Source organism: Pseudomonas neuropathica (assembly GCF_015461835.1).
GTDB classification, from domain to species: domain Bacteria; phylum Pseudomonadota; class Gammaproteobacteria; order Pseudomonadales; family Pseudomonadaceae; genus Aquipseudomonas; species Aquipseudomonas neuropathica.
The window spans coordinates 155,566-168,133 of record NZ_JACOPX010000003.1 but is presented as its reverse complement, the minus strand read 5'-3'; the positions used below and the strand labels follow the sequence as shown (position 1 = coordinate 168,133).

Annotated in this window: 12 protein-coding genes; 7 read left to right on the top strand and 5 right to left on the bottom strand. The window is 59.3% G+C overall.

Translation table 11 applies throughout. The features are described from left to right. Positions 1–15: 15 nt before the first annotated feature. On the top strand, positions 16–192 hold the full coding sequence (locus H8F23_RS04690; RefSeq protein ID WP_007912636.1) for a hypothetical protein: 177 nt from the start codon (positions 16–18) through the stop codon (positions 190–192). Positions 193–312: 120 nt separating this feature from the next. Here H8F23_RS04690 and H8F23_RS04685 read toward each other — a convergent pair whose 3' ends face one another. Beyond that, positions 313–1,197 carry a helix-turn-helix domain-containing protein gene (locus H8F23_RS04685; protein ID WP_194933576.1) on the bottom strand — a complete coding sequence of 295 codons (885 nt, stop codon included), beginning with the start codon at positions 1,195–1,197 and terminating at the stop codon, positions 313–315. Positions 1,198–1,374: 177 nt separating this feature from the next. Between H8F23_RS04685 and pobA the strand changes: the two genes are divergently transcribed. Beyond that, on the top strand, positions 1,375–2,568 hold the full coding sequence (pobA, locus tag H8F23_RS04680; protein WP_194933575.1) for a 4-hydroxybenzoate 3-monooxygenase: 1,194 nt from the start codon (positions 1,375–1,377) through the stop codon (positions 2,566–2,568). Positions 2,569–2,647: 79 nt separating this feature from the next. Then, complete coding sequence (locus H8F23_RS04675) at positions 2,648–4,165, top strand: MDR family MFS transporter (protein ID WP_194933574.1); 1,518 nt, start codon at positions 2,648–2,650, stop codon at positions 4,163–4,165. A gap of 85 nt (positions 4,166–4,250) precedes the next feature. On the opposite strand, the gene H8F23_RS04670 is transcribed toward H8F23_RS04675, so the two are convergent. From H8F23_RS04670 to H8F23_RS04655, 4 genes are all read right to left on the bottom strand, one after another. Further along, positions 4,251–5,099, bottom strand: a complete 849-nt coding sequence (locus H8F23_RS04670; protein WP_194933573.1) for a cache domain-containing protein — start codon at positions 5,097–5,099, stop codon at positions 4,251–4,253. A gap of 130 nt (positions 5,100–5,229) precedes the next feature. Next, positions 5,230–6,084 carry an ATPase gene (locus H8F23_RS04665; RefSeq protein WP_093430545.1) on the bottom strand — a complete coding sequence of 285 codons (855 nt, stop codon included), beginning with the start codon at positions 6,082–6,084 and terminating at the stop codon, positions 5,230–5,232. A 116-nt stretch (positions 6,085–6,200) separates the two neighbouring features. After that, on the bottom strand, positions 6,201–7,193 hold the full coding sequence (locus H8F23_RS04660; RefSeq protein ID WP_194933572.1) for an NAD-dependent epimerase/dehydratase family protein: 993 nt from the start codon (positions 7,191–7,193) through the stop codon (positions 6,201–6,203). A gap of 96 nt (positions 7,194–7,289) precedes the next feature. Continuing rightward, on the bottom strand, positions 7,290–8,189 hold the full coding sequence (locus H8F23_RS04655) for a LysR family transcriptional regulator ArgP (RefSeq protein ID WP_194933571.1): 900 nt from the start codon (positions 8,187–8,189) through the stop codon (positions 7,290–7,292). Positions 8,190–8,285: 96 nt separating this feature from the next. On the opposite strand from H8F23_RS04655, the gene H8F23_RS04650 reads away from it, so the two are divergent. The 4 genes from H8F23_RS04650 (at position 8,286) to H8F23_RS04635 (ending at position 12,556) form a co-directional block, all read left to right on the top strand. Beyond that, entirely contained in the window at positions 8,286–8,687 is a 402-nt protein-coding gene (locus H8F23_RS04650) for an ACT domain-containing protein (protein WP_186622841.1), read from the top strand. A gap of 5 nt (positions 8,688–8,692) precedes the next feature. Continuing rightward, on the top strand, positions 8,693–9,295 hold the full coding sequence (locus H8F23_RS04645) for a LysE/ArgO family amino acid transporter (RefSeq protein ID WP_194933570.1): 603 nt from the start codon (positions 8,693–8,695) through the stop codon (positions 9,293–9,295). Positions 9,296–9,471: 176 nt separating this feature from the next. Continuing rightward, a complete protein-coding gene (locus H8F23_RS04640; protein WP_007918933.1) occupies positions 9,472–10,068 on the top strand; it encodes a superoxide dismutase in 597 nt (198 codons plus the stop codon). A gap of 436 nt (positions 10,069–10,504) precedes the next feature. Then, on the top strand, positions 10,505–12,556 hold the full coding sequence (locus H8F23_RS04635) for a putative bifunctional diguanylate cyclase/phosphodiesterase (RefSeq protein WP_095048267.1): 2,052 nt from the start codon (positions 10,505–10,507) through the stop codon (positions 12,554–12,556). The last annotated feature ends 12 nt before the right edge of the window (positions 12,557–12,568 follow it).

Below are 12,568 nucleotides of genomic sequence, written 5' to 3'. Positions count from 1 at the left end.
TCAGAGGTCAACGCCATGAACATCAAAACAAGAAGGTACGTCGCGATTTTCATCACCTGCGCCGCCACCCTGGCACTGTACGGCACCGCTGCCTGGCGGGTCGAACAGCTGCGACAGCTGCCGCGCGAGTATGCGAGCTGCAACTTCGAGCGCTGCATTCCGCACAATGCCACGCTGAACGCGCTGCGCTGATATTCAATGGTCGGAGTGAGCCTGCTCGCGATAGCGGTGTGTCAGTCAAACTTTATTTGACTGACACACCGCTATCGCGAGCAGGCTCACTCCTACAGGTGGTTTTGTGATGTCAGTGGATTACTGCTCGGCCTTGAGGCTGTCGCGGAAAGCCTTTGGTGAAATCCCCACCCGGCGCCGAAACAGGCGCGTGAAGTTGGTCGGATCGGAAAACCCCAACAACTCCGACATCTCGTAAATCGTCATGCTGGTGTAGGTCAGCAAGCGCTTGGCCTCCAGCAACTGACGCTCGTGCATGATCTGCAACGCCGGTTGCCCCGCCAGTTCACGGCAAGTGCCGTTGAGGTGCGATACCGAAATCCCCAGCCGATGCGCCAGGTCTTCAACCTTCACATGCTGGCGATAAGTTTCCTCGACCAATTGAATAAAGCCATTGAGGTATTCGCGCTGACGTTGCGGCCGCTGACTGGCTTTGTGCCGCACGATCGCCTGACGGCTGACCCAGACCATGATCACGCTGACCAGCGAATGCATGAGCATTTCCCGCGCCGGCTGATGGCCGTTGTACTCAGCCTGCAACGCCGAAAACAGGCTGTTGAGGTAATCACCGTCGGTGCCTGCCGGGTAGTTTTCTGCACTGGCCAGTGCGTGCACCGAATCGCCCAGTTGCGCCTGCAAGTGATTGATCAGCGGTGTGGCGAGGGTAACGATGAATCCTTCGACGTCTTCGGAAAAGCGAAAACCGTGCACCGATAACGGTGGCAGCACTTGAATCGCCGGGGTTTGGAGTTGCGTGCGCTGCCCTTCGATCTCAAGCTCTGCCTGACCTTTGAAGACGAAGAGCAACTGGCACAAATCAGCATGGCGGTGGGGTTTGATTTCCCACTCATGTTCGCGACTGCGGGAGGAAATGGTTTCACAGTGCAGCAAGTCAGGGGTCGGCCAGTCCAGGCTTTCACCGTAGAGCTTGAACACTGGAATCGAAGGCAGCTCAGGCTTGTTCATCACTTCAATCCAGGCCTCGGGGTTGTGGGCGATAATCGCACCGATTGGCAGAATGTACAGGTATCAGCTCAGTTTTCACCTTCAATTGACAGACCCGCAAGGGAAAAATGCAAGCACTCGATCCATAAAAAATATTCACCGGCGCTTGTCGCGTGAAGCTTGCGAGCCATAAAAACAATGAAAACGCTGAAAACCCAAGTCGCCATTATCGGCGCCGGTCCGTCCGGATTGCTCCTCGGCCAGTTGCTGCACAACGCTGGTATCGACACCCTCATCCTTGAACGCCAGACACCTGATTACGTGCTCGGACGCATTCGCGCCGGGGTACTTGAACAAGGCATGGTAGAGCTGTTGCGTCAGGCTGGAGTGAGTCAACGCATGGACGCCGAAGGGCTGGTGCATGGCGGTTTCGATCTGGCCCTGGACGGACGTCAGGTGCACATCGATCTGCACGCGCTGACCGGTGGCAAGAGCGTGATGATCTACGGCCAGACCGAAGTCACCCGCGACCTGATGGCCGCTCGTCGGGAGGCTGGTGCGCCGACCATTTACCAGGCGAGGGATGTCGTTCCTCACGGCATGAAAAGCGACGAGGCATTTGTCACCTTCGAAAAGGACGGCGAAACCTTTCGCGTCGATTGCGATTACATCGCCGGTTGCGATGGTTTCCACGGGGTCGCGCGGCAGTCGATTCCAGCGGATAGCCTGAAGGTCTTCGAGCGGGTTTATCCGTTTGGCTGGCTGGGGATTCTGGCCGACACGCCGCCGGTGCATGAGGAGTTGGTCTACGCCCGCCATGAACGTGGCTTCGCCCTGTGCAGCATGCGTTCGGCGACGCGCACCCGGTATTACCTGCAAGTGCCGGCGGATGAAAACGTCGACGATTGGAGCGATCAACGCTTCTGGGATGAGTTGAAAAATCGCCTGCCGGTGGCGCTCGCGGAGAAACTGGTCACAGGCCCTTCGATCGAGAAAAGCATCGCGCCGCTGCGCAGTTTTGTCGTCGAGCCGATGCAGTACGGGCGGATGTTTCTGGTCGGCGACGCCGCGCATATCGTTCCGCCGACCGGCGCCAAGGGTTTGAATCTGGCCGCCAGCGACGTCAGTACGCTGTTCAATATTCTGTTGAAGGTTTATCGCGACGACCGCACCGATCTGCTGGAGAAATACTCGGAAATCTGCCTGCGCCGCGTATGGAAAGCCGAGCGGTTTTCCTGGTGGATGACCTCGATGCTGCATCGTTTCGACGATCACGATGACTTCAGCCAGCGCATCAGCGCCTCGGAACTGGACTACTTTGTCAGTTCAGAAGCAGGGCGAAAAACCATTGCAGAAAATTACGTCGGACTTCCTTATGAGGCTATCGAATAGCCTGCTACCGACTTACACTGGCGAGCATCCACCCGCGCGCAATGGCCGCGCGGGTTCATCACTGCCCGCAGGCTCGCCCGTGACCAATCTCAATCACCCCGAAACGCCCAAACTGGCCATTCGCAGCGTGCTGGTCGCGCTGATGATGGCGATCTTTCTCGGCGCGCTGGACCAGACCATCGTTGCCGTGTCGATGCCGGCCATTTCTGCGCAGTTCAAGGACGTCAGCCTGCTGGCCTGGGTGATTTCCGGGTACATGGTCGCGATGACGGTGGCCGTGCCGATCTACGGCAAGCTCGGCGACTTGTACGGGCGGCGCAAACTGATGCTGTTCGGTATGGGCCTGTTCACCCTCGCCTCACTGTTTTGCGGCATGGCGCAGAGCATGGAGCAACTGGTGCTGGCGCGGATCCTTCAGGGCATCGGCGCCGGCGGGATGATCTCGGTGAGTCAGGCGATCATCGGCGACATCGTGCCACCGCGTGAGCGTGGTCGCTATCAGGGTTACTTCAGCAGCATGTACGCGGTGGCCAGTGTCGCCGGCCCGGTACTCGGCGGTTACATGACCGAATACCTGTCATGGCGCTGGGTATTTCTGATCAACCTGCCGCTGGGCCTCGGTGCCTGGTGGGTGGCGCGGCGCAATCTGCGCGGGCTGCCGATACCGCAGCGCAAACCGATCATCGATTACCTCGGCACGCTGCTGATGATCATCGGCCTCACTGCCCTGCTGCTGGGCATCACTCAGGTTGGCCAGGGTCATTCGTGGCGCAGCAGCGAAGTGCTCGCTCTGTTCGCGTGTGCGGTGGTGGTATTGGCGCTGTTTGTCTGGCACGAACGCCGGGCGCGGGAGCCGTTGCTGCCGATGCACCTGTTCGCCAATCGCAACGCCCTGCTGTGCTGGTGCACGATTTTCTTCACCAGTTTCCAGGCGATTTCGTTGATCGTGCTGATGCCGCTGCGCTTTCAGAGTGTCACTGGGGCCGGGGCCGACAGTGCCGCGTTGCACTTGTTGCCATTAGCGATGGGGTTGCCGATTGGTGCATTCTTCGCTGGGCGGCGCACGTCGATCACCGGGCGCTACAAACCGCAGATTCTGACCGGTGCGATGCTGATGCCGGTTGCGATCTTCGGTATGGCGTTCAGCCCACCCGAGGCGACGCTGGTCAGTGGTCTGTTCATGTTGCTCTGTGGTATTTCCAGCGGCATGCAGTTCCCGACCTCATTGGTCGGCACCCAGAATTCGGTGGAACAACGCGACATCGGCGTTGCGACCAGCACCACCAACCTGTTTCGTTCCCTCGGCGGCGCAGTGGGCGTGGCGCTGATGTCGGCGCTGTTGCTGGCGTTGCTGCAGGATTCCAGCTTCGCCCATCTGGCGAACAGTTCGCTGATGAGCGAGGGCCATTCGGGCAACGTCCTGCTCGATGGTCTGAACGCCGCGCCGGGTGATGCGCAGAACGCCTTGCGTGCGGAGTTGCTGGTGACGTTCCGGCACCTGTTGTGGGTGAGTGCGGCGGTGTCGTTGCTTGGGTTGGCAGCGGCGATTGCCATGCCGAACAACCTGCTGCGCGGGCGCGAGCACGGCGCCAAATAACCGCAAAAGATCGCAGCCTTCGGCAGCTCCTACAAGGGCATGCATAACCCTGTAGGAGCTGCCGAAGGCTGCGATCTTTTGATCTTCAAGGGCTGTAGTAACCGACTGCAACGAGGAAATGCCCGGCCTTCTTCAGGTAGGCATGTTTATCCTCAACCTTGCCGGTCACCGGGTTCTTCCAGCGGTATTCATATTCACCCTCATCCTGCTTGCCGATCAGCGCCAGAATCGGCTCGCCCACCGGTTTGCCTTCCGGGTCCTTGACCTTGCCGAAGTCGGTATTGATCAAGCGCAGGTTGGTGCCGTGGGCGACATAACGCTGGGTATTCAGATCAACGACGAACACGTACAAGTCATCCTGCAAGTAGCCGCCCTTGAGCGAATTGATAGCGGTCAGCGTGCCCTTCTCGTCTTTGCCCAAATCAGTCGCCGCTTTATCGAGCAACGCCTTGGCCTGCTCGGCCGAGGCTCGCGGCAAGTAGTAACCCACCGCCAGAATCCGCTGACCGATGCGCTGGTAATACACATGCTTGCGCTCGACCTTGCCGTCCGACCAGTTCTGCCAACGGTATTCGGCCTGCTGGATGCCGTTGCCTTCCGGCACTTTCAACGCGTCCTTGAAGGTTTTCTGCAAATCCGGGCCGAGCACTTCACTGACGTCACGACCGATCAACGCTGATGAAGGCCCGCCGCTGGCGAGCATCACGCCTTTGGTGTCGACTACGAACACGTAGCGATCCTTGTCGACGAACTCGCCCTGCCGGCTGAACGCGGCGAACGCCTTGTCGCCATTGTCGTGGTAATAGGCCAGGGCTTTTTCCAGCAAGGCGATGGCAGCCTGACTGTCATCCTTGGCGGTCGTGGCGGCGCTGGCCTGGCCGAAACCGGCCAGTAACATCACGCCGAGCCAGGCCACTTTATGCAAAAACCCCATAGCGCATCCCTCGTTCTTGTTGGTGTTTCAAGAGCGTAGACGGCTTGGGCTGATGTATGGATATTCAGAGGGTTTCTGAACGTTTCGCGGCTTGAGTGGTGAGGCAAGCCTCACCACCGTTGAGCAAGTCTTACGGGCGGGAATTGATCTGCTGCTGCAGATTCTGGATTTGCGCCTGCAGCGTATTGATGTTGCGGGTCATCTGCCCGCGGAAAGCGTCGAACTCGGCGGTATTGCCGCCGCCTTGCGGGGCTGCCGGGCGGTTGTCCTGCTCGCTTTTGAGGACGACGATTTCCTGTTCGAGGCGATCAATCGCCGCGCTCGGGTTGCCCTGCTTCTTCAACGCCGCGATATCGGCACCGAGGCTTTTGAACTGAGCATCGAAGGCTTTCAACTGTGCGTCGACCTTGCTGGTGTCGGCCGGCGTGCTTTTCACCGTCGCCAGTTCCGCAGTCAAGGCTTTGACCTGCGCCTGCAACTGGGTATTGGCGTTCTGCTGCTCAGTGGTCTGCGCGGTCATCTGTGCCAGTCGTTTGTCCAGATCACTGGCCTGCCCCGCGACGCCTTGCTGCTGTTTGCTCTGATCGAGGAGCTTGCCTTCGAGCTGTTTGATCTGCAGCTTGAGGGCTTCGCTGTCGCTGGTGACGTTGGACTGGCTGGCCACGACCTTGCCGGAAATGTCCTGCAAGCGCCCCGCCGCTTCTTCACTGATGCGCGCGAAGCTTTCCTGGGTTGCGACCAGTTGCTGCTCCATCAACGAGATTTGCTGGAAACTCCACCAGGCCAGACCGACGAAGGCGAAGAACAGTGCGCCGACCAACGCCCACAACGGGCCGGTGCTGGCCGCCTTGACCTTGACCACGGGCGGCGTGCGCGAATGCACGGAGGTGCGAGCGGTGGTCGGAATGTCATCGTCGTCGAAGGTGTCGGCCCGCAGGCTCGGAACATCATCGAAATCGTCGTGGGCATCATTACGCATGGACATTGAGGCAACCTTTGTGAAACGCGGTGATGGCTAAATGCTGCGAAGTATAACCGCCGCAGCCGCAGGGATTGACCCCCAAGCGGCTACACGGTTCATTGCCGCCCGGCCGAATCGTTTCAACGGATGTCCTGAGCTTTCCACCAGCCGCAGAACTCATCCAGCGCCGACCACAGGCTGACTTTCGGATCGTAGTCCAGATAATGCCGGGCGCGGCTGATGTCGAGGGTGAAATTTTTTTTCATTACCTGCATGCCGAGCCGCGACAGGGTTGGCTCCGGACGCCCGGGCCAGAGCTTGCATGCACCTTCGTTGAGCGCCGCGACGCTGTAGGCCAGACCATACGAGCGGTATTTGGTGACCTGTGGCACTTCCATCTTGCGCATCACGTAATTGACCACATCCCACAACGGTACCGGCGCACCATTGCTGATGTTGTAGGCCTTGCCCAGCGCGGAACCGGCGGCCAGCAAACTGCTGAGCATCGCTTCGTTGAGGTTCTGCACGCTGGTGAAATCGACTTTGTTCAGGCCATTGCCGATGATCGCCAGGCGGCCCTTGCGCTGCATATTAAGCAGGCGCGGGAAGATGCTCATATCACCGGCGCCGGTGACGAAACGCGGGCGCAGGGCAATGGTTTCCAGGCCGAATTCCTGCGCGCCGAAGATCTTTTGCTCGGCCAGATATTTGGTCGCGGCGTAGTGATGCTTAAAGCGCTTGGGTACTTGCTCTTCCGTCAGGTTGAAATGATCATGGCCATCGAAATAGATCGATGGCGATGATAGATGCACCAAGCGCCGGACGCGCTGCTTCAGGCAGGCTTCGACGACGTTTTCGGTAACCTGCACGTTGCCCTGATGAAAGTCCTGATAGCGCCCCCACAGCCCGACGGCGCCCGCGCAATGCACCACGGCTTCAACTTCGGAACACAGCTCGCGGACCAGATCGGGATCGGTCAGGTCGCCGGGGACAAATTCGGCGCCACGGCGCACCAGATGTTCGACGCTCTCGGCCCGGCGACCGTTGACCCGCACGTCCAGGCCCTGCTCCAGGGCGAAACGCGCAAAGCGTCCGCCAATGAAGCCGCTTGCGCCGGTGACCAGAATTTTCATGCAAAACTCCAACAAAAAGCAGCTGCAAGCATCAAGCCTCCATCTGCAAGTAAAAACGGTGCGCAAGCCCACAACTTGCCGCTCGCAGCTTGACGCTTATGGCTGTTTTAAAGGCACTAGCCATTGCGCCGATGAACGCACCAATTGCTCGGTCAGCAAGCCTAGAAGCTGACCGCCATTGCGCCAATGATGCCAGTACAACGGCACATCGATCGGTTTATCTGGCAACAACTCGCACAACACCCCGCGTTGCAACTGATCGCGAACTTGCAGTTCCGGCACCAGTCCCCAACCGAGACCGGCTTCGGTCAGGCGGATAAAACCTTCCGAGGACGGGCACAGATGGTGCTCGAAACCGCCGTCGACGCCCAACGAGGCGAGATAACGATGCTGGAGAAAGTCGTCCGGGCCGAACACCAGCGCCGGCGTGCGTGGCAGTTGCTCGGCGCGCACGCCGTCGGGGAAATGCCGTGCGATGAACGCCGGGCTGGCCAGCGCGCGATAACGCATCGCACCCAGCAAGACACTGCGCGCGCCGGCTACCGGTCGTTCACTGGCACAAAGGCACGCGGCCACTTCACCGGCGCGCATGCGTTTGAGGCCGACGGTCTGGTCTTCAACAACCAGATCGAGCAGCAAATGTTGTTCGGCGCAGAAATCCCCCACTGCTTCGGCCCACCACGTGGCGAGGCTGTCGGCATTCAACGCGATGCGCAGACGCTCAGGCAGGCCCTCTTCGTCCAGCGCGGGCACGAGAGTCTGCAAGTCGCGCTCAAGCAGACGCACCTGTTGCACATGGTTGAGCAGACGCCGGCCTATTTCGGTCGGCGACGGTGGCGTGCCGCGAATCAACACCGGCTGGCCGACCCGCGCTTCGAGCAGTTTGATCCGCTGCGAAATCGCCGATTGCGACAAACCCAGCACCTGCGCGGCCCGTTCGAAGCCGGCCTGCTCGACCACGGCGGCCAGAGCAGATAGCAATTTGTAGTCGAACATCAGTTTTCCTAATGAGCGATCAGCACTATTGGTTTTTCTTATACAGGTTTCGCCCGGAGAATAGCCAGCAAGCACTCTTTATCAAGGATCACTGCAATGGCTGGCGAAACCTCACTTACAACCTTGTTGCGCAGCATGAGCCCGCAACTGAACGCCGGCGAATACGTATTCTGCACCCTGCCCGACGGCGTGTTACCGAGGGATCTGGAGATCGTCGGCAGCTTCCGCGAACAGGAAGGCCTGACCGTGATTCTCGAACGCTCCCAAGCTGAACAGGCCGGTTTCAGTTTCGACTACGTCGCCGCGTGGATCACCCTCAACGTGCACTCGGCGCTGGAAGCCGTGGGCCTCACCGCCGCATTCGCCACGGCACTGGGCAAGGCCGGGATCAGTTGCAACGTGATCGCCGGTTACTACCACGACCATTTGTTCGTCGGCCAGGCCGACGCCGAACGCGCCATGCAAGTGCTGCGCGATCTCGCAGCCAACGCGGAGTAATTGTTATGTGGCAAAGCTATGTGAACGGCCTGCTGGTGGCGTTCGGGCTGATCATGGCGATCGGCACGCAGAACGCTTTTGTATTGGCGCAGAGCCTGCGTCGTGAACATCACCTGCCCGTGGCGGCGTTGTGCGTGATCTGCGATGCACTGCTCGTGGCGGCTGGGGTATTCGGCCTGGCGACGATTCTGGCGCAGAACCCGACGCTGCTCGCCATTGCCCGTTGGGGCGGCGCGACGTTTCTGATTTGGTACGGCAGCCAGGCGCTACGCCGGGCCTGTTCGAAACAGAGCCTGGGTCAGGGCGAGAACCAGACCGTGCGCTCCCTGCGGGCGGTGATGCTCAGCGCTTTGGCGGTGACGCTGCTCAATCCGCACGTTTACCTGGATACGGTGTTGTTGATCGGCTCGCTCGGCGCGCAACAATCGGTGCCAGGGGCTTATGTCGTCGGGGCGGCGAGTGCTTCGCTGTTGTGGTTTTTCACCTTGGCATTGGGCGCAGCGTGGTTGGCGCCCTGGCTGGCCCGGCCGAGTACCTGGCGGATCCTTGATCTGGTGGTGGCGTTGATGATGTTCACGGTCGCGGGGCAATTGATATTGGCATCCTGATTTATTCCAAAAGGCTCTGGAACCTCTATCCCACACAGTTGTTGCGTGGTTATGGCGCAACCCCGGTGCTATGATCGAAACCCTGCGCCGCAAAGAGTAAAAACTCGCCGGTGCATTTCTGGCCGCCCGTGATCGGCCTTGCGCTCACCGCAACAGACCTGATTAGGAGAATCATCATGGCTTTCGAATTGCCGCCGCTGCCTTACGCACACGATGCCCTGCAGCCGCACATTTCCAAGGAAACCCTGGAATACCACCACGACAAGCACCACAACACCTATGTCGTGAACCTGAACAACCTGGTGCCAGGCACCGAGTTCGAAGGCAAGACCCTGGAAGAAATCGTCAAGACTTCCTCGGGCGGTATCTTCAACAACGCCGCTCAGGTCTGGAACCACACTTTCTACTGGAACTGCCTGGCGCCAAACGCCGGCGGTCAACCAACCGGCGCGCTGGCTGAAGCCATCAATGCTGCTTTCGGTTCGTTCGACAAGTTCAAGGAAGAATTCAGCAAAACCTCGATCGGCACCTTCGGTTCCGGCTGGGGCTGGCTGGTGAAAAAGGCTGACGGTTCCCTGGCTCTGGCCAGCACCATCGGCGCCGGCAACCCGCTGACCAGCGGCGACACCCCGCTGCTGACTTGCGACGTCTGGGAACACGCTTACTACATCGACTACCGCAACGTTCGTCCGAAGTATGTCGAAGCGTTCTGGAACCTGGTCAACTGGAAGTTCGTTGCTGAGCAGTTCGAAGGCAAAACCTTCACCGCGTAAGCTGCGCGCCAGTCAAAAAACCCGGCTTTTGCCGGGTTTTTTTATGGGCGTTTGATGATCGTTCCCACGCTCCTGTGTGGGAATGCATACCGAGACGCTCCGCGTCACTGGACGCAGAGCGTCCCTGGAGGCATTCCCACGTGGAGCGTGGAAACGATCAATAGCGTTTTTCTCACGCTGAAAGCTGTCTGGCGCTGCTTGCCGCCATGCCACAGCGGGCTAACATCAAAAAAAGGAAAAAATACTGCGAACCGCTCAAGTTGAGGGGCGAAACTACCGACATAGTACGAATTAGGGCTAATACTCCAGACAGCAGCATTTCGGCCAAGGCTATGGGCGAATCGTCCCCGGTCTGATTGTCCCTTTGACTGCCAACTCGGGATTGCCAATACTCATGGCAACTTGACGCTACCCGCACGGAACAAGGAATAACCCTTTGAAGCTGGAACTCAAGAACAGCTTGTCGGTGAAGTTGCTCCGGGTCGTGCTCCTGTCGGCATTGATCGTCGGCGTAGTCTTGAGCTGCGCACAGATCGTTTTCGATGCTTACAAAACCCGCCAGGCCGTTGCCGGCGACGCCGAACGCATCCTCGACATGTTCCGCGATCCCTCGACCCAGGCGGTTTACAGCCTTGACCGGGAAATGGGTATGCAGGTGATCGAAGGCCTGTTCCAGGACGATGCCGTGCGTCAGGCTTCTATCGGCCATCCCAACGAAGCCATGCTCGCGCAGAAATCCCGCGAATTGCAGCAGTCCAACAGCCGCTGGCTGACCGACCTGATTCTCGGCCAGGAACGCACCTTCACCACGCAACTGGTAGGGCGTGGTCCGTACAGCGAGTACTACGGTGACCTGAGCATTACCCTCGACACCGCCACCTATGGCGAGGGCTTTATCGTCAGTTCGGTGATCATCTTTATTTCCGGAGTTTTGCGCGCACTGGCGATGGGCCTGGTGTTGTATCTGGTCTATCACTGGCTGTTGACCAAGCCGTTGTCGCGGATCATCGAACACCTCACCGAGATCAACCCCGATCGCCCCAGCGAACACAAGATTCCGCAGCTCAAGGGCCACGAAAAAAACGAGCTGGGGATCTGGATCAACACCGCCAATCAGTTGCTTGAATCGATCGAACGCAACACCCATCTGCGTCATGAAGCGGAAAACAGCCTGCTGCGCATGGCCCAGTACGACTTCCTCACCGGCCTGCCGAATCGCCAGCAACTCCAGCAGCAACTGGACAAGATTCTGGTCGACGCCGGCAAGCTGCAACGCCGGGTCGCGGTGTTGTGCGTGGGGCTGGATGATTTCAAAGGCATCAACGAGCAATTCAGCTACCAGACCGGCGACCAATTGTTGTTGGCCCTGGCCGATCGTCTGCGCGCCCACAGCGGCCGCCTCGGCGCCCTCGCCCGCCTCGGCGGTGACCAGTTCGCACTGGTACAAGCGGATATCGAGCAACCTTACGAAGCGGCCGAACTGGCGCAAAGCATCCTTGATGATCTGGAGGCGCCGTTCGCCCTCGACCATCAGGAAATCCGCCTGCGCGCGACCATTGGCATCACCCTGTTCCCGGAGGACGGCGACAGCACCGAGAAGCTGTTGCAGAAGGCCGAGCAGACCATGACCCTGGCCAAGACCCGCTCACGCAACCGCTATCAGTTCTATATCGCCAGCGTCGACAGCGAGATGCGCCGTCGTCGCGAGCTGGAAAAAGACTTGCGCGATGCACTGTTGCGCGATCAGTTCTATCTGGTTTATCAACCGCAGATCAGCTATCGCGATCACCGCGTGGTCGGCGTCGAAGCGCTGATTCGCTGGCAGCATCCGGAACACGGTCTGGTGCCGCCGGACTTGTTCATCCCGCTGGCGGAGCAGAACGGCACGATCATCGCCATTGGCGAATGGGTGCTCGATCAGGCCTGTAAGCAATTGCGCGAATGGCACGATCAGGGCTTTGTCGACTTGCGCATGGCGGTCAACCTGTCGACGGTTCAGTTGCACCACGCCGAGCTACCGCGAGTGGTCAACAACCTGCTGCAGATGTACCGCCTGCCACCGCGCAGTCTGGAACTGGAGGTCACCGAAACCGGCCTGATGGAAGACATCAGCACCGCCGCCCAGCACTTGCTCAGCCTGCGCCGCTCTGGCGCATTGATCGCCATCGATGACTTCGGCACCGGCTATTCATCCCTGAGCTATCTGAAAAGCCTGCCGCTGGACAAGATCAAGATCGACAAGAGCTTCGTTCAGGACCTGCTCGATGACGACGACGATGCGACCATCGTTCGCGCGATCATTCAACTGGGCAAGAGCCTCGGCATGCAGGTGATCGCCGAGGGCGTGGAAACCGCCGAACAGGAAAGCTACATCATCTCCGAAGGCTGCCACGAAGGTCAGGGTTACCACTACAGCAAACCGCTGCCGGCCCGGGAACTGGGCGCCTATCTCAAACAGGCGCAACGCAGTAACGCAGCAATTCTCTAAAAGCAAAGATCG

What these genes read in the sequence shown, in the direction of transcription:
- H8F23_RS04690 (WP_007912636.1), top strand. Translation starts at nt 16, where the DNA reads ATGAACATCAAAACAAGAAGGTACGTCGCGATTTTCATCACCTGCGCC.
- H8F23_RS04685 (WP_194933576.1), bottom strand. Translation starts at nt 1,197, where the DNA reads ATGAACAAGCCTGAGCTGCCTTCGATTCCAGTGTTCAAGCTCTACGGT.
- H8F23_RS04650 (WP_186622841.1), top strand. Translation starts at nt 8,286, where the DNA reads ATGGCTGGCGAAACCTCACTTACAACCTTGTTGCGCAGCATGAGCCCG.
- pobA (WP_194933575.1), top strand. Translation starts at nt 1,375, where the DNA reads ATGAAAACGCTGAAAACCCAAGTCGCCATTATCGGCGCCGGTCCGTCC.
- H8F23_RS04655 (WP_194933571.1), bottom strand. Translation starts at nt 8,189, where the DNA reads ATGTTCGACTACAAATTGCTATCTGCTCTGGCCGCCGTGGTCGAGCAG.
- H8F23_RS04645 (WP_194933570.1), top strand. Translation starts at nt 8,693, where the DNA reads ATGTGGCAAAGCTATGTGAACGGCCTGCTGGTGGCGTTCGGGCTGATC.
- H8F23_RS04660 (WP_194933572.1), bottom strand. Translation starts at nt 7,193, where the DNA reads ATGAAAATTCTGGTCACCGGCGCAAGCGGCTTCATTGGCGGACGCTTT.
- H8F23_RS04640 (WP_007918933.1), top strand. Translation starts at nt 9,472, where the DNA reads ATGGCTTTCGAATTGCCGCCGCTGCCTTACGCACACGATGCCCTGCAG.
- H8F23_RS04665 (WP_093430545.1), bottom strand. Translation starts at nt 6,084, where the DNA reads ATGTCCATGCGTAATGATGCCCACGACGATTTCGATGATGTTCCGAGC.
- H8F23_RS04670 (WP_194933573.1), bottom strand. Translation starts at nt 5,099, where the DNA reads ATGGGGTTTTTGCATAAAGTGGCCTGGCTCGGCGTGATGTTACTGGCC.